The 19745-nt window shown below is 73.1% G+C and carries 20 protein-coding genes; 17 read left to right on the top strand and 3 right to left on the bottom strand.

Annotated features, from left to right (window positions below; translation table 11 throughout):
• Positions 1-5: 5 nt before the first annotated feature.
• From P3T35_RS14145 to P3T35_RS14135, 3 genes are all read left to right on the top strand, one after another.
• Positions 6-1151, top strand: coding sequence for an alpha/beta hydrolase (locus P3T35_RS14145; RefSeq protein WP_101381409.1), 1146 nt, complete (start codon positions 6-8; stop codon positions 1149-1151).
• A gap of 113 nt (positions 1152-1264) precedes the next feature.
• Positions 1265-1768 carry a tRNA (adenosine(37)-N6)-threonylcarbamoyltransferase complex ATPase subunit type 1 TsaE gene (gene tsaE, locus P3T35_RS14140; protein WP_101381410.1) on the top strand — a complete coding sequence of 168 codons (504 nt, stop codon included), beginning with the start codon at positions 1265-1267 and terminating at the stop codon, positions 1766-1768.
• A 98-nt stretch (positions 1769-1866) separates the two neighbouring features.
• Positions 1867-2055, top strand: a complete 189-nt coding sequence (locus tag P3T35_RS14135) for a hypothetical protein (protein WP_101381411.1) — start codon at positions 1867-1869, stop codon at positions 2053-2055.
• On the opposite strand, the gene P3T35_RS14130 is transcribed toward P3T35_RS14135, so the two are convergent.
• The gene (locus P3T35_RS14130; RefSeq protein WP_101381412.1) at positions 2001-2576 is read right to left on the bottom strand and encodes a hypothetical protein; all 576 of its coding nucleotides are present in this window, start codon (positions 2574-2576) and stop codon (positions 2001-2003) included. The two genes, P3T35_RS14135 and P3T35_RS14130, sit on opposite strands and share 55 nt — an antisense overlap.
• Before the next feature lie 146 nt (positions 2577-2722).
• Between P3T35_RS14130 and tsaB the strand changes: the two genes are divergently transcribed.
• The 5 genes from tsaB to P3T35_RS14105 all read left to right on the top strand — a co-directional run bounded on the left by tsaB (position 2723) and on the right by P3T35_RS14105 (position 6300).
• Positions 2723-3376, top strand: a complete 654-nt coding sequence (gene tsaB / locus P3T35_RS14125) for a tRNA (adenosine(37)-N6)-threonylcarbamoyltransferase complex dimerization subunit type 1 TsaB (protein WP_101381413.1) — start codon at positions 2723-2725, stop codon at positions 3374-3376.
• A gap of 100 nt (positions 3377-3476) precedes the next feature.
• The gene (gene rimI, locus P3T35_RS14120; protein ID WP_280706135.1) at positions 3477-3971 is read left to right on the top strand and encodes a ribosomal protein S18-alanine N-acetyltransferase; all 495 of its coding nucleotides are present in this window, start codon (positions 3477-3479) and stop codon (positions 3969-3971) included.
• Positions 3964-5058: a tRNA (adenosine(37)-N6)-threonylcarbamoyltransferase complex transferase subunit TsaD gene (gene tsaD / locus P3T35_RS14115; protein ID WP_101381414.1), complete on the top strand. Its 1095-nt coding sequence runs from the start codon at positions 3964-3966 to the stop codon at positions 5056-5058. Before rimI ends, tsaD begins: the two co-directional genes overlap by 8 nt.
• Positions 5059-5066: 8 nt before the next feature.
• The gene (locus P3T35_RS14110; RefSeq protein ID WP_101381415.1) at positions 5067-5360 is read left to right on the top strand and encodes a hypothetical protein; all 294 of its coding nucleotides are present in this window, start codon (positions 5067-5069) and stop codon (positions 5358-5360) included.
• A gap of 25 nt (positions 5361-5385) precedes the next feature.
• Entirely contained in the window at positions 5386-6300 is a 915-nt protein-coding gene (locus P3T35_RS14105; protein ID WP_280706130.1) for a polysaccharide deacetylase family protein, read from the top strand.
• Here P3T35_RS14105 and P3T35_RS14100 read toward each other — a convergent pair.
• Positions 6297-7475 carry a class I SAM-dependent methyltransferase gene (locus P3T35_RS14100; RefSeq protein WP_101381416.1) on the bottom strand — a complete coding sequence of 393 codons (1179 nt, stop codon included), beginning with the start codon at positions 7473-7475 and terminating at the stop codon, positions 6297-6299. The genes P3T35_RS14105 and P3T35_RS14100 overlap by 4 nt on opposite strands.
• 229 nt (positions 7476-7704) lie before the next feature.
• Between P3T35_RS14100 and groES the strand changes: the two genes are divergently transcribed.
• From groES to P3T35_RS14085, 3 genes are all read left to right on the top strand, one after another.
• The gene (groES, locus tag P3T35_RS14095; RefSeq protein WP_101381417.1) at positions 7705-8010 is read left to right on the top strand and encodes a co-chaperone GroES; all 306 of its coding nucleotides are present in this window, start codon (positions 7705-7707) and stop codon (positions 8008-8010) included.
• A gap of 143 nt (positions 8011-8153) precedes the next feature.
• Entirely contained in the window at positions 8154-9782 is a 1629-nt protein-coding gene (gene groL / locus P3T35_RS14090) for a chaperonin GroEL (protein ID WP_101381418.1), read from the top strand.
• A gap of 109 nt (positions 9783-9891) precedes the next feature.
• The gene (locus P3T35_RS14085; RefSeq protein WP_101381419.1) at positions 9892-10887 is read left to right on the top strand and encodes a LysR family transcriptional regulator; all 996 of its coding nucleotides are present in this window, start codon (positions 9892-9894) and stop codon (positions 10885-10887) included.
• 63 nt (positions 10888-10950) lie between these two features.
• On the opposite strand, the gene P3T35_RS14080 is transcribed toward P3T35_RS14085, so the two are convergent.
• Positions 10951-11265 (bottom strand): WhiB family transcriptional regulator, encoded by a 315-nt coding sequence (locus tag P3T35_RS14080; protein ID WP_101381420.1) that lies wholly within the window; start codon positions 11263-11265, stop codon positions 10951-10953.
• Positions 11266-11687: 422 nt separating this feature from the next.
• Between P3T35_RS14080 and P3T35_RS14075 the strand changes: the two genes are divergently transcribed.
• The 6 genes from P3T35_RS14075 (at position 11688) to P3T35_RS14050 (ending at position 19572) form a co-directional block, all read left to right on the top strand.
• Entirely contained in the window at positions 11688-12299 is a 612-nt protein-coding gene (locus P3T35_RS14075; protein ID WP_014136228.1) for a response regulator transcription factor, read from the top strand.
• 246 nt (positions 12300-12545) lie between these two features.
• A complete protein-coding gene (gene shbA / locus P3T35_RS14070) occupies positions 12546-13217 on the top strand; it encodes an RNA polymerase sigma factor ShbA (RefSeq protein ID WP_101381421.1) in 672 nt (223 codons plus the stop codon).
• Positions 13218-13448: 231 nt separating this feature from the next.
• Positions 13449-14951 carry an IMP dehydrogenase gene (guaB, locus tag P3T35_RS14065; protein WP_101381422.1) on the top strand — a complete coding sequence of 501 codons (1503 nt, stop codon included), beginning with the start codon at positions 13449-13451 and terminating at the stop codon, positions 14949-14951.
• A gap of 106 nt (positions 14952-15057) precedes the next feature.
• Positions 15058-16173 carry a GuaB3 family IMP dehydrogenase-related protein gene (locus P3T35_RS14060; protein WP_101381423.1) on the top strand — a complete coding sequence of 372 codons (1116 nt, stop codon included), beginning with the start codon at positions 15058-15060 and terminating at the stop codon, positions 16171-16173.
• 192 nt (positions 16174-16365) lie between these two features.
• Complete coding sequence (locus P3T35_RS14055; RefSeq protein ID WP_101381424.1) at positions 16366-18408, top strand: serine/threonine-protein kinase; 2043 nt, start codon at positions 16366-16368, stop codon at positions 18406-18408.
• A 21-nt stretch (positions 18409-18429) separates the two neighbouring features.
• Positions 18430-19572 (top strand): protein kinase, encoded by a 1143-nt coding sequence (locus P3T35_RS14050; RefSeq protein WP_101381425.1) that lies wholly within the window; start codon positions 18430-18432, stop codon positions 19570-19572.
• Positions 19573-19745: the final 173 nt, after the last annotated feature.

Here is a 19745-nt window from a genome sequence, read left to right as displayed (position 1 = left end):
CGCGGATGACCGAGGGCGGCGGTGGCAACGGGGTCGGCCGGGCCGGACTGATCGGCCTCGGCGTGCTGGCCGCCGGTGCCGCCGCGGGCGTCGCGATCGAGCGGCTCACCCTGGGCCGGGCCCGGCGGCGGGCCCGCCAGGAGCTGGACGCCGCCGCCCCGTTCGGCTCGCTGCGCGGCCGGCCGCGCAAGGTGGCCGCCGCCGACGGCACCGAGCTGTACGTCGAGGTGGACGAGCCCGACGAGGTCGTCCCCGGCGCGCCGACCGTGGTCTTCTGCCACGGCTACTGCCTCAACCAGGACAGCTTCCACTTCCAGCGGGCGGCGTTGCGCGGCGGTCTGCGGCTGGTCTTCTGGGACCAGCGCAGCCACGGCCGCTCCGACCGCTCCCGCTCCTACCTCGCCGGCCGGCCCGCCGACATCGACCAGCTGGGCGGCGACCTCAAGACGGTGCTCGACGCGGTGGTGCCGACCGGGCCGATCGTCCTGGTCGGCCACTCGATGGGCGGCATGACCGTGATGGCGCTGGCCGAGCAGCACCCCGAGCTGTTCGCCCCCTCGGACCACGGCGGTCGCGTGGTGGCCGTGGCGCTGATCGGCACCACGGCGGGGGACTGGGACTCCATCGACCTGGGTCTGAGCTCGGCCGGGATGAAGGTCTGGCGGCGGGTCGGGCCCGGCGTGGTGAAGCTGCTGGGCAGTCAGGTCGGCCTGGTGGAGGCCACCCGGCGGGCCGGGGCCGACATCGCAGCGGTCTTCTACCGCCGGTTCTCGTTCGGCAACGGCGGCAAGGACGTGGACCCGGGCATCGCGCGGTTCGCCGAGCAGCTGCTGGACAGCACGCCGATCGACGTGGTCGCCGAGTTCTACCCGGTGTTCAGCGCGCACGACAAGGCCGGGGCGCTGGCCGCCCTGCCCCCGCTGCCGGTGCTGGTGCTGGCCGGCACCGACGACCTGCTCACGCCCGCCTCGCACAGCGCGGCGATCGCCCGGACGCTGCCCGGCGCCGAGTTGGAGCTGCTGCCGGGAGCCGGCCACCTGGTGCTGCTGGAGCGCTCGGACGAGGTGGACCGGCAGCTGGCGCGGCTGCTGTGCCGCACCGGGCTGCCGCTGCCGGAGCGGGTGCGGGAGCTGGCGGCGGATCAGCCCTGAGCGGCACGGGCCGGCCCTGGCGCCCGCGCGGAACGAGCGCTCGGTGCGCTCGCGGCGGTGGATGTGGCACCGTTGGCTGGCAGGCCACCGACCACACGCAGACAAGAGGAACCATGGGCGCGCACGCCACCATCACCGTCCCGTCGGCCGAGCGGATGACCGCGCTCGGGCGGCGGCTGGCCGCCCTGCTGCGCCCCGGGGACCTCGTGCTGCTCTCGGGGGAGCTGGGCGCCGGCAAGACCACCCTCACCCGCGGTCTGGGCGAGGGCCTCGGCGTGCGCGGTGCGGTGACCTCGCCGACCTTCGTGATCGCCCGGGTGCACCCCTCGGTGGTCGGCGGGCCGGCTCTGGTCCACGTCGACGCCTACCGGCTCGGCGGTGGGCTGGACGAGATGGAGGACCTCGACCTGGACGTCTCGCTGCCCGAGTCGGTGGTCGTGGTCGAGTGGGGCGAGGGCCGGGTCGAGGGGCTGTCCGAGAGCCGGCTGGAGGTGCGGATCGAGCGGGCCCTGGGCGGGGACGCGGCCCAGGGTGACGACGCCGATCCGCGGGTGCTCGCGCTGACCGGGTTCGGCCCGCGCTGGGACGGCGTCGACCTGTCGGTGGCGCTGGACTGAACCGGTTGCCGACAGGCTGTCGGCATGGTGTTGCGGCCCGGCTCACCGCCATGATGGGATGGGTCCCGCAGTTAGGTGAACCTAACTAGGGAGTCGCGATGACCAGCAGCCCCGCCGAGCAGCCCGGTCGGTCCACCGAGACACCGGTACCGATGAGCCGGTTGCTGTCCTCCTGTGCCGCCGCCGCGGCCGTCTGCACCCCGCCCGCGCCCGCCGACCAGGCCCCCGAGGATCAGGGCAGCACCAGGACCCGGGTGCCGATCCCCGCGAAGTCCCAGAGCGCCTGACCGTCCTGCCGGGTGGAGCGGATGCCGCCCGTCCTGGCGTTGGGGACGGCGGCCGGCGTGCCGCCGTCCACGGCCGCGCTGAAACCGAAGACCGTGCCGCCGTGCTCGCCGAACCGGACCACGTGCTCCACCGGGCGGCCGTCGCTGCCATGGGTGGCGGCCGACTTGGACGAGACCGCGTAGCTGCCCGGCGCCGGGTTCACCGAGCCGGGCTCCACCAGGAACGCCGCCACCAGCTGCGGATCCTTCTTCGGATCGACCAGCCAGACCTGCTTGGCGCCGATCGAGTACACCACCCGGCGGGTGCCGCCGACCGCGGCCGCCGGGGGCAGCGGCTGCAGGGTGGGGGTGGGGGAGGCGCTGGGCGAGGGGGCGGGCGCGGTGGTGGCCGCCGCGGCGCTCGGCTCGGCGGCAGCGGCGGTGCGCGCGGTGCCCTCGGCCTGCACGGCGAGCACGGTGACCAGCGCGAGCGCGGCCAGGGTCAGGGCGGCGACCGTGACCGCAGGACCTGTCTTCGCCACCGTGGGCTCCCGTCTTCGCGAAGGACCGTCCCTATCGTGCCAGGCCCCTATCGTGCCAGGCCCAGGCGGCGGCCCGGGGCAGCCGCGAACGTGTGTTCCGTACCAGTACGAATAGCTCACTCCGCGAACCCTCTAACCTTGGATCCGTGCTGCTGCTCGCGTTCGACACCGCTACCCCCGCCGTCACCGCCGCCGTCCACGACGGCACGGCCGTCCTGGCGCAGACCTACCAGGTCGATGCCCGACGGCACGGCGAACTGCTGCTGCCCGCGATCGGCCGGGTGCTGGCCGAGGCCGGCGTGGACAAGCGGGAGCTGACCGCGATCGCGGTCGGCGTCGGCCCCGGCCCGTACACCGGCCTGCGGGTCGGCCTGGTCACCGCCGCCGCGCTCGGCCATGCGCTCGAGCTGCCCGTGCACGGCGTCTGCTCCCTGGACGCGATCGCCCACCAGGCCCGCACCGAGGGGCTGACCGGTCCGTTCACCGCCGCCACCGACGCCCGGCGCAAGGAGGTCTACTGGGCCGACTACGACGCCGAGGGCCGCCGGATCGCCGGCCCCGCGGTGGACCGGCCGGGCGACCTGGCCGTGCGGGAGGTCTCGGTGGGCGCGGGCGCGCTGCTCTACCCCGAGGCCTTCCCCGGCGCCCGCGGCCCCGAGCACCTGTCGGCCGGCGCGCTGGCCGACTTCGCGGTCACCGAGCTGGCCGCCGGCCGCGAGCTGCTGCCGAACGCCCCGCTCTACCTGCGCCGCCCGGACGCCCAGGTGCCGGCGGGCTACAAGGCGGTGCTGCCGGCGTGAGCGAGCAATGGGGGTCCCCCCGGCCGAAGGCCGGGGGAGAGCGAACCGTTGAGAGGCGCGCGTGGGCGAATGCCCCCGCCGAGCTCTGCGAGGCGGGCGCATGAGCCGCCTCTCGCTGCGCCCGATGCGCTGGTGGGACATCGAGCCGGTGATGGAGCTGGAACTCCAGCTCTTCCCCGAGGACGCCTGGTCGCGCGGCATGTACTGGTCCGAGCTGGCAGAGGCCCACCCCGGTGGCAGCCGCCACTACACGGTGGCGGTCACCGAGGACGGCGCCATCGCCGGGTACGCCGGTCTGATGGCGATCGGCGGCGAGAGCGACGTGCAGACCATCGCCGTGGCCGACCAGCACCAGGGCCGCGGCCTGGGCGCGCTGCTGCTCACCGACCTGATCACCGAGTCGGCCCGGCGCGGCTGCGCCGAACTGCTGCTGGAGGTGCGGGTGGACAACGCCCGCGCCCAAGGGCTGTACGAGCGCCACGGCTTCGTGCCGGTCGGCATCCGGCGCGGCTACTACCAGCCCGCCAACGTCGACGCGCTGGTGATGCGCCTCGACCACCAGACGACGAACCACACCGAGGAAGACCATGGCTGACGAACCGCTCGTCCTGGGCATCGAGACCTCCTGCGACGAGACCGGCGTCGGCATCGTGCGCGGCACCACGCTGCTCGCCGACGCGGTGGCCTCCAGCGTCAACGACCACGCCCGGTTCGGCGGCGTGGTCCCGGAGATCGCCAGCCGGGCACACCTGGAGGCGATGGTCCCGACCATCCAGCGGGCCCTGGACACCGCCGGGATCAAGGCGAGCGACCTGGACGGCATCGCGGTCACCGCCGGGCCCGGCCTGGCCGGCGCGCTGCTGGTCGGCGTCTCGGCGGCCAAGGCCTACGCCTGGGCGCTGGACAAGCCGCTGTACGGGGTCAACCACCTCGCCTCGCACATCTGCGTGGACCAGCTGGAGCACGGCCGGCTGCCCGAGCCGACCATGGCGCTGCTGGTCTCCGGCGGGCACTCCTCGCTGCTGCTCACCGGTGACATCACCTCCGATGTGCGCCCGCTCGGCGCCACCATCGACGACGCGGCCGGCGAGGCCTTCGACAAGGTGGCCCGGGTACTCGGCCTGGGCTTCCCCGGCGGCCCGGTGGTGGACCGCCGGGCCCGCGAGGGCGACCGCAAGGCGATCCACTTCCCGCGCGGCCTGAGCGGCCCGAAGGACCCGGAGTACGACTTCTCGTTCTCCGGCCTGAAGACCGCGGTGGCCCGCTGGGTGGAGGCCAAGCGGAGGGCCGGTGAGGAGGTGCCGATCGCGGACGTCGCGGCCTCCTTCCAGGAGGCGGTCACCGATGTGCTGACCCGCAAGGCGATCAAGGCCTGCAAGGACCACGACGTCGACCACCTGATGATCGGCGGCGGGGTGGCGGCCAACTCCCGGCTGCGTGCCCTGGCGGAGCAGCGCTGCGAGCGCGCCGGCATCCGGCTGCGGGTGCCGCGGCCCGGCCTGTGCACCGACAACGGGGCGATGGTGGCCGCGCTCGGCGCCGAGATGGTCTGGCGCAACCGGGAGCCCTCGGCGTTCGACCTCTCGGCGGACTCCTCGCTGCCGCTGACCGAGGTGTCGGTGCCGGCCCCGGAGCACACGGACGTGCACGGCGAGGCCTACCGGGCGCTCGGCCAGTCGTGAAGGCGGCGATGTGGGAGGCCCGCGCGGCCGACGGGCGCGGCGCCGAGCTGCTGGCGTGGGCCCGGGAGCGGCTGGTGCCGGCGCTGGCCGGGGCCGGCGCGGCCCGGACGGAGCTGTTCAGCGCGCCCGGGATGGGGGTCCCCCCGGACGAAGCCCGGGGGAGGGTCCTGGTGATCAGCTGGTGGCCGGAGCGGGCCGAGCCGGCCGAGGCCCCGCAGCCGCCGGACGGCCTGCTGGCGCGCCCGGTCCACCGCTGGGCGTTCCACAGCGAGTATGTAGTCTCGGCAGCATCCGACGACTGATCAGAAACCTGGGGAGCCCGGCGCCGTGAAGACGAACACCTGGAGTAGTGCGACAGCGGCCGCGGCGGGCGCCCTGGCCCTGCTCGTCACGGTCAGCGGCTGCTCCGGCAGTGGCAGCAGCGGTGGCAGTGGCGGGTCCAACGCGGGCGCGGTGCCGCAGAGCGGCACCCCCGCCGCCTCGCCGTCGGTCGAGGGCTCGCCGGCCGCCGCCTCGCCGAGCGCCGCCGGCGACGCGGTCCCGGCCGCCGACTGGGCGAAGTGGAAGCTCCAGCCGCTCCCCGCGCCCCCGGCGGCGCCCGCCGACAAGCCGGTCAAGCTGACCAAGACCGGCCAGGTCCCGGTGATCAGCTCCATCCCCACCAGCGACAAGGTGGTCTTCGTGACCATCGACGACGGTGAGGAGAAGGACCCCAAGTTCATCGAGATGATGAACGACCTGAAGATCCCGGTCACCATGTTCCTGATGGACGACGCCATCAAGAACGACTACGCCTACTTCAAGCCGCTGCAGGCCCTCGGCAACCACATCCAGAACCACACGCTGCACCACCCGGCGATGAGCACCAAGTCGGCCGAGGCGCAGAAGCAGGAGGTCTGCGGCGACCAGGGGGTGCTGACCAAGGAGTACGGCACCCCGCCGTTCCTGTTCCGCCCGCCCTACGGCGACGGCGCCAACAGCGCCAACCTCAACAACGCCGTCCAGCAGTGCGGTCCGCGCGCCGTCGTGCTGTGGCACGAGACGATGCAGATCCACGACATGCAGTACCAGTCCGGCGACAAGAAGCTGCACCCCGGTGACATCATCCTCGCCCACTTCCGCGGCCCCAAGGACCTCAAGGGCGAGACCATGACCGAGATGTTCGGCGAACTGCTGAGCCGCATCCAGGAGCAGGGCTTCGCCGTCGCCCGCCTGGAGGACTACATCCAGGCGCCGAGCTAGCCGGCGGCGACCTCCTGCCCCAGCAGCATGGTCGGAGCCGTCCCGATCCTGGTGAGGATGACCACCGCGGAGTTCACTCCTTCGGGGCGGAGCTTCTTGCGCAGCTCGTCGGGCTCGACGGCGAAACCGCGCTTCTTGATCACCACCGTGCCCACCTGCCGTTCCCGCAGCAGCGCCTTGAGCTTCTTGACGTTGAACGGGAGCACGTCGGTGATGCGGTAGGGGGTGGCCCAGGGGGTGGGGATGAGGGTGTCGGAGGTCAGGTAGGCGATGTGGGGGTCGAGCAGGGTGGCGCCGCCGAGGGCGGCGGCCACCTCGGCGACCAGGTGGGCGCGGATCACGGCGCCGTCCGGTTCGTAGAGGTACGCGCGGACCGGGCCGGGGGCGGGGTCGGGGAGCCGGCCGCCGGTGAGGGTGCGGCGGCCGGGCAGCAGGGTGGCGCGGTGCGGCTCGGCGGCGCCGGTGCCGAACCAGAGCACCGCCTCCTTCACATCGCCGTGGTCGGAGACCCACTCGGCCTCGGCGTCCGCGGGCACCGCCTCGTGCGGGATGCCGGGGGCCACCTTGAGCGCGCCGTAGCGGGTGCTGCGGCCGGCCTCGACGGCCCAGGAGAGCGGCGGAGAGTAGGCCTCGGGGTCGAAGATCCGGCCCCGGGCGCCGCGCCGGGCCGGGTCGGTGAAGACCGCGTCGAAGCCGGCGGTGTCGGTCTCGGTGACGTCGGCGCAGCGCACCTCGATCCGGTCGGACAGGCCCAGGGCCGCCGCGTTGGCGGTGGCGACCGCGCAGGTGAGCGGGTCCCGGTCGACCGCCAGCACCGAGATCCCGGCCCGGGCCAGGGCGATCGCGTCGCCGCCGATGCCCCCGCACAGGTCGGCCAGCCGGGCCACGCCGAGGGCGGCGAACCGGGCGGCCCGCCAGTCGGCGACCTCGCGCCTGGTCGCCTGTTCGACTCCGTTGGGTGTGAAGAACATCTGCTCGGCGTCGTCACCGAACTTGGCGCGGGCGCGCTGCCGCAGCCGCTCCTGGCCGATCGCCGCCGACACCAGTTCGGCCGGGTGCGCGCGGCGCAGCCGGGTGGCCGCGGCCAGCTCGTTCGATGGGGTCAACCCCCGTACCTCGTCGAGGAGTTGGCGGCCTTCGCCGGTCAGCAGGGCAGTGAAGTTCTCGGTGTCCACTCCATGATTGTCCCGGCCTGCGCCCCGGCCTCGAATTCCGAAAGTGGGCTGGGCGCGCCGTTGGCACTCTGGTTGACTGAGTGCTAACCGCGGCCTATGGTCGTTCCTGGCACTCTCCCCAGGGGGAGTGCTAACGCGACGGTACCGGTCTGACCCCCGCGACGGCAGTCCTGGACCTCGCCCCTCTACCTGTTAGACAACCCCGTAATCTCCGAAGGGGAGCTCGGACGTGACCACCAGCAGCAAGGTTGCCATCAAGCCGCTTGAGGACCGCATCGTGGTCCAGCCGCTCGACGCCGAGACCACCACGGCCTCCGGCCTGGTTATCCCGGACACCGCCAAGGAGAAGCCCCAGGAGGGCGTCGTCCTGGCCACCGGCCCGGGCCGCTTCGAGGATGGCCAGCGCCTGCCGCTCGACGTCCAGGTCGGCGACGTCGTCCTGTACTCGAAGTACGGCGGCACCGAGGTGAAGTACCAGGGCCAGGAGTACCTGGTCCTCTCGGCCCGCGACGTTCTCGCCATCATCGAGAAGTAAGCGTCCCGGCGGACTCACGGTCCGCCGAACCGGCCCCGCCCCGGATCCGTGTCCGCCAGTGACAGGGGCCCGGGGCGCGGCTGTTTGGCCTCACTGGCTTCACGCAACGTCACGTAACGCAGATATCCCGAGGAAACGGAATCATGGCGAAGATCCTGCAGTTCGACGAGGACGCCCGCCGCTCGCTGGAGCGCGGTGTCAACAAGCTTGCCGACACCGTCAAGGTGACCATCGGCCCCAAGGGCCGCAACGTCGTCATCGACAAGAAGTTCGGTGCCCCGACCATCACCAACGACGGTGTCACCATCGCCCGCGAGGTCGAGCTGGACGACCCGTACGAGAACCTTGGCGCGCAGCTGGTCAAGGAGGTCGCCACCAAGACCAACGACGTCGCGGGTGACGGCACCACCACCGCCACCGTGCTGGCCCAGGCGCTGGTCAACGAGGGTCTGCGCAACGTTGCCGCGGGTGCCGGCCCGGCCGCCCTGAAGAAGGGCATCGACAAGGCCGTCGCCGCCGTCTCCGAGCACCTGCTCTCGGTGGCCCGCGAGATCGAGGGCAAGGACGACGTGGCCGCGGTCGCCACCCTGTCCGCCCAGGACCCGCAGGTCGGCGAGCTGATCGCCGAGGCGATCGACAAGGTCGGCAAGGACGGTGTGATCACCGTCGAGGAGTCCAACACCTTCGGCGTGGAGCTGGACTTCACCGAGGGCATGCAGTTCGACAAGGGCTACCTGTCGCCGTACTTCGTCACCGACCAGGAGCGCCAGGAGGCGGTCCTGGAGGACCCGTACATCCTGATCACCCAGGGCAAGATCTCCTCGATCCAGGAGCTGCTGCCGCTGCTGGAGAAGATCCTGCAGGCCGGCGCCTCCAAGCCGCTGCTGATCATCGCCGAGGACGTGGACGGCGAGGCGCTCTCCACCCTGGTGGTCAACAAGATCCGCGGCACCTTCAACGCGGTCGCCGTCAAGGCCCCGGGCTTCGGTGACCGCCGCAAGGCGATCCTCGGCGACCTGGCCACCCTGACCGGCGGCACCGTGATCTCCGAGGAGGTCGGCCTCAAGCTCGACCAGGCCGGCCTGGAGGTGCTCGGCACCGCCCGCCGGGTGACCATCACCAAGGACGAGACCACCATCGTCGACGGTGCCGGCGACACCGAGGCCGTCGCGGGCCGGGTCGCCCAGATCAAGGCGGAGATCGCCAACACCGACTCCGACTGGGACCGCGAGAAGCTGCAGGAGCGCCTGGCCAAGCTGGCCGGCGGCGTCTGCGTCATCAAGGTCGGCGCCGCCACCGAGGTGGAGCTCAAGGAGCGCAAGCACCGCCTGGAGGACGCCATCTCCGCGACCCGCGCCGCGGTCGAGGAGGGCATCGTGGCCGGCGGTGGCGCCTCCCTGGTGCACGCCGCCAAGGTGCTGAACGACGGCCTGGGCCTGACCGGCGACGAGGCCACCGGTGTCGCCGTGGTCCGCAAGGCGCTGCACGAGCCGCTGCGCTGGATCGCCCAGAACGCCGGCCTGGAGGGCTACGTCATCACCTCCAAGGTCGCCGAGCTGGAGCTCGGCCAGGGCTTCAACGCCGCCACCGGCGAGTACGGCGACCTGGTGAAGGCCGGCGTCATCGACCCGGTCAAGGTCACCCGCTCCGCCCTGGAGAACGCCGCCTCCATCGCCTCCCTGCTGCTCACCACCGAGACCCTGGTGGTGGAGAAGAAGGAGGAGGAGGCCGAGGCCGGTCACTCGCACGGCGGCCACGGCCACTCGCACTGACGCCTCAGCATCGGCCAGACGGCCCGGTCACCCCGCTTCGGCGGGGCGGCCGGGCCGTCCGCCGTTCGGCCCGGGACGTCAGACCGCCCGGGGCGTCTACCCTGGGCGCATGATCGAGGCACGCCATCTGAGGGTTCTGCGCGCGGTGGCGCGCACCGGCTCGTTCTCCGCCGCGGCGCGCGAGCTCGGCTGCACCCAGCCGGCGGTCAGCCAGCAGATGAAGGCTCTGGAGAAGGCCGTCGAGCTGCCCCTGGTGGTGCGCTCGGGCCGCGGGATGCAGCTGAGCGAGGCCGGCGAGGTGCTGCTCAAGCACGCCTCCGGGATCCTGGCCGGGCTGAGCGCCGCCGAGCAGGAGGTGGCCGCGATCGCCGGGCTGCGGGCCGGCCGGGTCCGGCTGGTGTCCTTCCCGACCGCCAGCTCCACCCTGGTGCCGTCGGCCGTCGCCCGGCTGCGGGACGCCCATCCGGGGGTGCGCGTGTCGCTGGTGGAGGCCGAGCCGCCGGAGTCGCTGGCGATGCTGCGCGGCGGGGAGTGCGAGATCGCGCTGGCCTTCCGCTACCCGGACGGGGCGGCGCCGGCGGCCCCCGCGCACGGGGCCTCGCGGGCCGCCCGCGCCCAGGCGGTGCTGGCCGCGGCCGAGTCGGCGGCCGTCTCGGACTGGTCCGACCTGGTGGTGCGCCCGCTGCTTGACGACCCGTTGGTCGGCCTGCTGCCGCCCGGGCACCCGCTGGCCGAGCGGGACGGCGGCAGCCCGGTGGCGCTGGCGGAGCTGGCCGGGGAGCAGTGGATCGCGGGCTGCCCGCAGTGCCGCGGGCAGCTGGTGGAGCTCTGCGGCCAGGCCGGGTTCGAGCCGCGGATCGACTTCGCCACCGACGACTATCCGGCGGTGGTCGGCCTGGTGGCGGCCGGACTCGGGGTGGCGGTGCTGCCGCGGCTGGCGCTGGCGGCGGTGCGGCCGGACGCCGTGGCCGCAGTGCCGGTGCACACCGCGGCGGGCGGCCCGGCCCGCCGCGAGGTGGTGGCGCTGACCCTGCCGGATCTGGCCGAGGTGCCGGCGGTCGCGCTCATGCTGGACCGGCTCGCCGGGGCGGCAGCCGACCGCTGAACCCGCGCGCGGCAGCTTGAGCCGCTTGCAGGAACGTTTCGCCATCGGCCGGCCGGCCGCCGCCTACGGACGGACGGCCAGCGGCACCTCGACCACCCGGTTGCGCGCCCGCCCCTGGAGTTCCTCGCGCTCGTCCTCGGTCAGCCCACCCCATACGCCGTACGGTTCACGGACCGCCAGTGCGTGCGCCGCGCACTCGGTGCGTACCGGGCAGCGCATGCACACCTCCTTGGCGCTCTGCTCCCGCGAGCTGCGTGCGGCCCCGCGCTCGCCCTCGGGGTGGAAGAAGAGCGAACTGTCCACGCCGCGGCAGGCGGCGGAGAGCTGCCAGTCCCACAGGTCCGCGTTGGGACCGGGGAGTCGGGAGAAATCGGCCATGACTCATTCCCTTCGATGAGGGTTGCGTACGGCGAGGCTTCGGGGTGCCGGGCTGGACACCTGGAAATATGACTTACGGCCGTCTACGGGACAAGTCACCCACAGACCGGCACAACAGTCAATGATCGTACAAAAGCCATAAAAACGGACGAACCAGGCGAGAGAAATGTCGACCGGGCTGCGGCAATCGGGTGGCATCGCGCCTGGTAGCGCGCTGGGTTGTGCGCCCTTTGGCGGTGCTGAGCGCAAAAGAGCGGCGTCCAACCCGCGCTGCGGTCGATCCGTAATGGGTCGGCCACGTACAGTGGTGGAGATGGCCCTGAGGGCCGTAACTCATTCGAGTGACGGTCGTTGGAAGTGCGGAGAGTGTTCGTACCAGCCAGGAGGCTCAACGTGACGCGGATCAGCTGCGGAGGACGGTCATGACTTCCGTTCTCGTTTGCGACGATTCACCGCTTGCCCGGGAGGCGCTGCGGCGTGCCGTGGCGACCGTGCCGGGCGTCGACCGGGTGACCACGGCGACCAACGGTGAGGAGGTCCTCCGCCGCTGGGTGGCCGACCGTTCCGACCTCGTCCTGATGGATGTCCGGATGCCCGGCCTGGGCGGGGTGGAGACGGTCCGGCGGCTGCTGTCGGCCGACCCCGGGGCGCGCATCATCATGCTCACCGTCGCCGAGGACCTGGACGGGGTGGCCCTGGCGGTCGCCGCCGGCGCCCGCGGCTACCTGCACAAGGACGCCTCCCGGGCGGAGCTGCGGGCCACCGTGACCCAGGCGCTGGCCGACCCGACCTGGCGGCTGGCCCCGCGCCGGCTGCGCAGCCCCGACATGGGCGCCGCGCCGACCCTGACGGCCCGTGAGATCCAGGTGCTCGAGGGCATGAGCCACGGGCGGAGCAACGCGGAGATCGGCCGCGAGCTCTTCCTCTCCGAGGACACCGTCAAGACCCATGCCCGCCGCCTCTTCAAGAAGCTGGGCGCCTCCGACCGGGCGCACGCCGTGGCGCTGGGCTTCCGCTGGGGCCTGGTCCGCTGAGCGGTCGCCGAGCCGGGGCGCGCCCCTTCCTCCGTCGGCCGGAGCAAGGGGCGCGTCGGCTTCTCCGCGGGCGCGGCCTAGGCCCCACGGCGGTGGAGGCTGCACCATGGAGGGGTGGAACGCAATGGCGGCGGGAGCGGGGGTGGGTCGGTGACGGCGACGGACGACGCGGCTGCGGATAACGTTCCGGTGCACAACTCCGGACGCGGTGCGACGTTTCCCGGGACGACCAGGCACCATGGACCGATGCGTGACGACGAGCCCGGTGACAGCGGCGTGAGCGAGCAGCCACCGGCCGAGGCGGGCCCCCGGAGCACCGGGCGCGGCCGGCGCGAGGCCGCCGCCGGCACGTCGCCGCTGGTCGCCGGGCTGGTCGCGGCCGCGGTGCGCGGCGAAGGCCCGGCGACTGACGCGCTGTTGGCCTACGTCCATCCGCTGGTGCTGCGCTACTGCCGCGGCCGGCTGGTCCGACTGCCCGGCGGCGCCCGGCACCATGTGGACGACGTGGCCCAGGAGGTGTGCGTCGCGGTGCTCTGCGCCCTGCCCCGCTACCGGGACGAAGGTCGCCCGTTCGAGGCCTTCGTCTACTCCATCGCGGCGCACAAGATCGCCGACCTGCAGCGGGCCGCGATGCGCGGGCCCGGCTCCACCGTGATCCCGCCGGACGACCTGCCCGAGGTACCCGACGAGGCGCTCGGCCCCGAGGAGCGGGCGCTGCTGAGCAGCGACGCCGCCTGGATGCGCGAGCTGCTCTCCAACCTGCCGGCCCGTCAGCGCGAGCTGGTGCTGCTGCGGATCGCCGCCGGGCTGTCCGCCGAGGAGACCGGCGAGATGCTCGGCATGTCCCCGGGGGCGGTGCGGGTGGCCCAGCACCGGGCGCTGAGCCGGCTGCGGGCGCTCGCGGAGGAGTCGGCGTAGCCGTGGGTGTGCGCTCCCTCACCCTTGTCAAGAGGGCGCGACCTGAGAACTTCTGAAGCCAGTACGATGGGGTATCGGCGCCTGGACAGGTCGCCAAAGATCAACCGGGGCGAGCCGCGTTACCTCGTACGTTCGTCCGAAGACCTGGCCTGTGCCGGTGATCACGCCCGGCGACCCCCTACGGGCGTGCACAGATCGACACGGCCGGCCACGGGAAGGTAGCCCCCCACCATGTCTCTTAACGCCGCAGGCGTACCCGAGAAGTTCGCCATGCTCGGACTCACGTACGACGACGTCCTGCTGCTGCCTGGTGAGTCGCACGTGCTGCCGAACCAGGTGGACACCTCGTCCCGGGTCTCGCGCAACGTCCGGGTGAACATCCCGCTGCTCTCCGCCGCCATGGACAAGGTCACCGAGTACCGGATGGCCATCGCCATGGCCCGCCAGGGCGGCGTCGGCGTGCTGCACCGCAACCTGTCGATCGAGGACCAGGCCAACCAGGTCGACCTGGTGAAGCGCTCCGAGTCGGGCATGGTCACCGACCCGATCACCATCGGCCCCGAGGCCACCCTGGCCGAGGCCGACGCGCTCTGCGCCAAGTTCCGGATCAGCGGCGTGCCGGTCGCCGACCCGGAGGGCAAGCTGCTGGGCATCGTCACCAACCGCGACATGGCCTTCGAGTCCGACCGCAACCGCCAGGTCCGCGAGATCATGACCCCGATGCCGCTGATCACCGGCAAGGTCGGCATCTCCGGCGAGGAAGCGATCGGGCTGCTGCGCCGCCACAAGATCGAGAAGCTCCCGCTGGTGGACGACCAGGGCCGGATCAAGGGCCTGATCACCGTCAAGGACTTCGTCAAGGCCGAGAAGTACCCGAACGCCGCCAAGGACGCCGAGGGCCGGCTGCTGGTCGCCGCCGCGGTCGGCGCCAGCGCCGAGGCCTTCGACCGGGCCCAGGCCCTGGTCGAGGCGGGCGTGGACTTCCTGGTGGTGGACACCTCGCACGGCCACAGCCACAACGCGCTGGACTGGATCGCCAAGATCAAGTCGGCCGTGCCGGTCGACGTGGTCGGCGGCAACGTCGCCACCCGGGACGGCGCCCAGGCGCTGATCGACGCGGGTGTGGACGGCGTCAAGGTCGGCGTCGGCCCCGGCTCGATCTGCACCACCCGGGTGGTCGCCGGCATCGGCGTGCCGCAGGTCACCGCGATCTACGAGGCCGCGCTGGCCTGCCAGGCGGCCGGGGTGCCGGTGATCGGCGACGGCGGCCTGCAGTACTCCGGCGACATCGGCAAGGCGCTGGCCGCCGGTGCCGAGACCGTGATGCTCGGCTCGCTGCTGGCCGGCTGCGAGGAGTCGCCCGGCGAGCTGCTGTTCATCAACGGCAAGCAGTTCAAGTCGTACCGCGGCATGGGCTCGCTGGGCGCCATGCAGACCCGCGGCCAGGCGAAGTCCTTCTCCAAGGACCGCTACTTCCAGGGCAACGTCACCTCCGACGAGAAGCTGATCGCCGAGGGCATCGAGGGCCAGGTGCCGTACCGCGGTCCGCTGTCCGCCGTGCTGTACCAGCTGGTCGGCGGCCTGCGGCAGACCATGGGCTACGTGGGTGCCGCCGGCGTCGCGGAGATGGAGAGCAAGGGCCGGTTCGTCCGGATCACCGCGGCCGGGCTCAAGGAGAGCCACCCGCACGACATCCAGATGACCGTCGAGGCGCCGAACTACACCAGCCGCTGAGACGCCTGAGCCGAGCGAAGGCCCGCCACCGCCCCGGTGGCGGGCCTTCGCCTGTTCCCGGGGGATACTGGAGGACGTTCGTGAGCAGCAAGCAGAGAGGCTCGAAGTGACTGAGATCGAAATCGGGCGAGGCAAGCGCGGCCGCCGGGCGTACTCCTTCGACGACATCGCCGTCGTCCCCAGCCGCCGCACCCGGGACCCGAAGGAGGTCTCGATCGCCTGGCAGATCGACGCCTACCGCTTCGAGCTGCCGTTCCTGGCGGCCCCCATGGACAGCGTGGTGTCGCCCGCGCAGGCCATCGCCATCGGCAAGCTGGGCGGCCTCGGGGTGCTCAACCTGGAGGGTCTGTGGACCCGCTACGAGGACCCGCAGCCGCTGCTCGACGAGATCGCCGCCATTCCGGACGAGGTCACGGCGACCCGCCGCCTGCAGGAGATCTACGCCGCGCCGATCCAGGCCGAGCTGATCGGCAAGCGGATCCGCGAGGTGCGCGAGTCCGGCGTGGTGACCGCCGCCGCGCTCTCCCCGCAGCGCACCGCCGAGTTCTCCAAGGCCGTGGTCGACGCCGGGGTGGACGTCTTCGTGATCCGCGGCACCACGGTCTCCGCCGAGCACGTCTCCGGTGCCGCCGAGCCGCTCAACCTCAAGCAGTTCATCTACGAGCTGGACGTCCCGGTGATCGTCGGCGGCTGCGCCACCTACACCGCGGCGCTGCACCTGATGCGTACCGGCGCGGCCGGCGTGCTGGTCGGCTTCGGCGGCGGTGCCGCCCACACCACCCGCAACGTGCTGGGCATCCAGGTGCCGATGGCCACCGCCGTGGCCGACGTGGCCGCTGCCCGCCGCGACTACATGGACGAGTCCGGCGGCCGCTACGTGCACGTGATCGCCGACGGTGGTGTCGGCTACAGCGGTGACATCGCCAAGGCGGTGGCCTGCGGCGCCGACGCGGTGATGATCGGTGCCGCGCTGGCCCGGGGCACCGACGCGCCGGGCAAGGGCTTCCACTGGGGCATGGAGGCGGTGCACGAGGAGCTGCCGCGCGGCAAGCGGGTCAACCTGGGCACCGTCGGCACCACCGAGGAGATCCTCACCGGTCCGTCGCACACCCCCGACGGCACCATGAACCTGTTCGGCGCGCTCCGCCGGGCGATGGCCACCACCGGCTACTCGGAGCTCAAGGAGTTCCAGCGGGTCGAGGTGACGGTCAGCCACCGCTGAACCGTCCGCTGACGCACCGTCAGAGCGGGGCGCTGTCCGAAGGACGGCGCCCCGCTCGCTCTTTTTGCGGGGTCGAGTGAACAGAAGTGCACGGCACAGGGGATGATGGGGGCTTGACCGTCTCGGTTGCCCGGCGCACCGATTCGACGGTCCATCACCTGACCGGCAGCAGCACATGGGGGAACGCCCGAGATGACCCAGCCGCAGGGCACTTCCGGCCGCGTCCTGGCCGACCGCTACCGGCTCGAATCGGTGCTCGGCAGCGGCGGCATGGGGACCGTCTGGAAGGCCGAGGATGAGATGCTCGGCCGCATCGTGGCGGTGAAGGAACTGCGGATGCACGGCGGCGTCGACGACGACGAACGCCACCGGCTGATCGTTCGTACGCTGCGCGAGGCCAAGGCCACCGCCCGGATCCGGCACACCGCGGCCGTGACCGTCTTCGACGTGGTCGAGGAGGACGACCGCCCTTGGATCGTCATGGAGTTGGTGGACGGACGGTCGCTGGCCGAGGTGGTCAAGGAGGACGGTCCGGTCACTCCGGTGCGGGCCGCCGAGATCGGCCTGGAGCTGCTCGGGGTGCTGGGCGCCGCGCACAGCCAGGGCATCCTGCACCGCGACGTCAAGCCGTCCAACGTGCTGATCGGCGAGGACGGCCGGGTGGTGCTGACCGACTTCGGGATCGCCAGCGTGGAGGGCGACAGCTCGGTCACCTCCACCGGGATGCTGGTCGGCGCGCCCTCCTACATCTCCCCGGAGCGGGCCCGCGGCCAGAAGCCCGGACCACCGGCCGACCTCTGGTCGCTGGGCGGCACGCTCTACGCCGCGCTGGAGGGCAAGCCGCCCTACGACAAGGGCTCGGCGCTGGCCACCCTGACCGCGGTGATGACCGAGGAGCTGCCGCCGCCGGCCAACGCCGGGCCGCTGCGGCCGGTGATCGAGGGGCTGCTGGACAAGGATCCGGCCAAGCGGCTGGACGCCTCGACCACCCGGTCGATGCTCAAGCGGATCGTGGCCGAGTCGACGGCGCGGGCGGAGGCGACCACCAAGACCAAGATGCTGCCGGTCGTCGACGAGGCGGCTGAGGCGGCTGAGGGGTCCGGTGCGTCGGGCGCGTCCGGTGCGTCCGGTGCGTCCGGTGCGTCCGGTGCGTCCGGTGCGTCGAAAGTCGACTCGGCCGACGCTGCGATACCCGCAGCCAAGGACAAGACCAAGACCAAGACCAAGGACAAGACCAAGGCGAAGCCGGGCGGGCTCGGACTGAGCAGCGTGCGGGTGGGCAGCGCGGCCCCGGCCGCGGAGTCGGCGGCCGCCGAGCCGCCCGCCCCGGCCGCCGCGCAGGCGCCCGCCGCGAAGGGCGGGGACGGCGGCTGGAGCCGCAGCGTCACCCTGGGGGCGGCCGCCCGCTGGTCGAAGCGGCGTCAACTGCTGGTCGCCGCCGTGGTGCTGATCCTGCTGGTGGCCGGCGGGGTGTGGCTGGCGGCGACCCAGTCCTCGGGCGGCGGCAAGACGGGAGCGAGCCGGCCGACCGGCGCGGGCGCGGTGGCGGGAGCCCCGGTGACCTCGGCGGCGCCGAGCAAACCGGCAGCGAGCAGCCCCGCCGCGAGCAGCCCGGCGCCCAGCTCGGCCGCACCCGGCAGCGCGACAGCGAGCGGCGCCGCCCCCGGCTCCGCCGCGCAGAGCAACGCGGCACCGAGCAACCCGGCACCCAACCCCGCCCCGCCCGGCAACCCGGCGCCGGGCACCCCGGGGTCAGGCGGCCAGTCGCCGACCGGGTCGGGGGTGCCGGCGGGCTACCAGCTCTACACCGACCCGTCCGGTTTCAAGATCGTGCTGCCGCAGTGGATGACCGACCAGGGCGTGGGTTATCGCGCCACCACCCAGAAGTTCAGCGGCCACGGTCTCTCGCTGCTGGTGGACTGGCAGTCACCGGCCAACAGCAGCGCGCTCGCCGACTGGCAGAGCTCGGACGCGAACGGCCCGCAGAACTTCACCGACTACCAGCGGGTCCAGGTTGCCGCGCTGACCTACCGCCAGTGGACCAACGCGGCCGACTGGGAGTGGACCTACAGCGGCTCGTCCGGCCGGGTGCACTCGCTGAACCGCGGCTTCGTGGTGGACAACGGCAAGTACGGGTACGCGCTGATGTGGACCGCCAGCGATGCCGACTGGAACTCGGCCGACTTCACCGCGGCCCGGCAGACCGGATTCGACAGCTTCGAACCTGCGCCGTAAGCGGCGGGGAGGGGAACGGCCATGAGAGCTGGCCCCGGCCAGACGGTGGCCGGCAGATACCAGGTGACGGACCGTCCGGCGGCCCCCGGGCCGGGGCTCGGCCGGACCGCCGTGGACGGGCGGACCGGTGTGCGGGTGCTGCTGGAGGCGGTCGAGCTGCCCGAGCTGCTGGTGCCCGAACTGACCGGCAGCACCGAATTCGAGGGCAGCCGCTGGCTGGACCCGGAATCGGTGCTGGCCGAGGTCGCGTCGCTGCTGGCGGCGGTGCCCGAGCACCCGAGGCTCCGTCAGTCGTTCGACGTGACGGCCGAGGACGGCGTGGTCTGGCTGGCCGTCGAGGAGCCGGCCGCGACCGGCCTGCCCGAGCTGCTGGCCGCCGGGCCGCTGCCGCCGTACCGGGTCGCCGAGGTGGCCGCGGACCTGGTGGCGGCGCTGGGCGCGGTGCACCGGGCCGGGCAGGTGCACGGCAATGTGGCGGCCGAACACGTGCTGGTCTGCGAGGACGGCGCCGCGCTGCTCGGCGGGCTGGCCGTGGGCGCGGCGCAGGAGGCGCTGGCCCGGGAGCTCGGTGGCGGCGACCCGCGGCGCTGGGGGCAGGCCCGGGCGGGGCTGGTCGGCAGCCGGGCCGAGCACTGGCCGCCGGAGCTGCTGACCGACCTGGCCGCAGCCTCCCCGGCAACCGACAGCTGGGCGCTGGGCGTGCTGCTGCACCGGGTGCTGACCGGGCGCGGGCCGTTCGACGAGCAGAGCCCGACCGCGCTGTTCGCGGCGGTCCGGGCCGGCCGGCGGGCGGACAGCGCCGAGTGCGGGCCGCTGAGGCCGCTGGTGGACCGGCTGCTCGCCGTCGACCCGGCCGAGCGCCCGTCGGCGGCCGAAGCGCGGGAGTGGCTCGCCGAACTGCTGGCCGACGCGCCGGAGCCGTACCGGGCCGCACCGCCCGCCGAGGCACTGCCGGTGCTGCGCCCGCGCCGGCTGCCGGTGCGGCGGGCCCGCGGGCCGGTGGCGGTGCGCAGGCCGGGGCCGGCCCCGGAGGTGGCGGAGCACGCGCGGCACGCACGCGGTGCGGGGCGGCGGCCGTCGTGGCTGCTGCCGGTGCTGCTGGTGGGAGGGGTGGTGGGGGCGATGGTGCTGGCGCTGGTGGCGGTGGTGCAGTTCTCGGGGTGAGCGGTGAGCAGGGCGAACGGCATGGTCGGCGTGACCGCCGGTGCTGGCTTGGTCGCCCTGAGAGGCGGGGAAGGTGAAGGGACGTCACGACCAGATCACGTGGCCGGGTCGGGAACCGCGTCGCGTGTGGATCCGCCTAGTCTTGGGTCTCACACACAGTCCGAGCGGTGATC

The organism is Kitasatospora sp. GP30, from assembly GCF_029892145.1.
Taxonomy (GTDB): Bacteria; Actinomycetota; Actinomycetes; order Streptomycetales; family Streptomycetaceae; genus Kitasatospora; species Kitasatospora acidiphila.
This window is presented reverse-complemented; position numbering and strand designations above follow the sequence as displayed.

Coding starts and splice junctions, on each gene's coding strand:
- P3T35_RS14145 (WP_101381409.1), top strand. CDS start 6: ATGACCGAGGGCGGCGGTGGCAACGGGGTCGGCCGGGCCGGACTGATC.
- tsaE (WP_101381410.1), top strand. CDS start 1,265: ATGGGCGCGCACGCCACCATCACCGTCCCGTCGGCCGAGCGGATGACC.
- P3T35_RS14135 (WP_101381411.1), top strand. CDS start 1,867: ATGACCAGCAGCCCCGCCGAGCAGCCCGGTCGGTCCACCGAGACACCG.
- rimI (WP_280706135.1), top strand. CDS start 3,477: ATGAGCCGCCTCTCGCTGCGCCCGATGCGCTGGTGGGACATCGAGCCG.
- tsaD (WP_101381414.1), top strand. CDS start 3,964: ATGGCTGACGAACCGCTCGTCCTGGGCATCGAGACCTCCTGCGACGAG.
- P3T35_RS14110 (WP_101381415.1), top strand. CDS start 5,067: ATGTGGGAGGCCCGCGCGGCCGACGGGCGCGGCGCCGAGCTGCTGGCG.
- groL (WP_101381418.1), top strand. CDS start 8,154: ATGGCGAAGATCCTGCAGTTCGACGAGGACGCCCGCCGCTCGCTGGAG.
- P3T35_RS14085 (WP_101381419.1), top strand. CDS start 9,892: ATGATCGAGGCACGCCATCTGAGGGTTCTGCGCGCGGTGGCGCGCACC.
- P3T35_RS14080 (WP_101381420.1), bottom strand. CDS start 11,265: ATGGCCGATTTCTCCCGACTCCCCGGTCCCAACGCGGACCTGTGGGAC.
- P3T35_RS14075 (WP_014136228.1), top strand. CDS start 11,688: ATGACTTCCGTTCTCGTTTGCGACGATTCACCGCTTGCCCGGGAGGCG.
- shbA (WP_101381421.1), top strand. CDS start 12,546: ATGCGTGACGACGAGCCCGGTGACAGCGGCGTGAGCGAGCAGCCACCG.
- guaB (WP_101381422.1), top strand. CDS start 13,449: ATGTCTCTTAACGCCGCAGGCGTACCCGAGAAGTTCGCCATGCTCGGA.
- P3T35_RS14055 (WP_101381424.1), top strand. CDS start 16,366: ATGACCCAGCCGCAGGGCACTTCCGGCCGCGTCCTGGCCGACCGCTAC.
- P3T35_RS14050 (WP_101381425.1), top strand. CDS start 18,430: ATGAGAGCTGGCCCCGGCCAGACGGTGGCCGGCAGATACCAGGTGACG.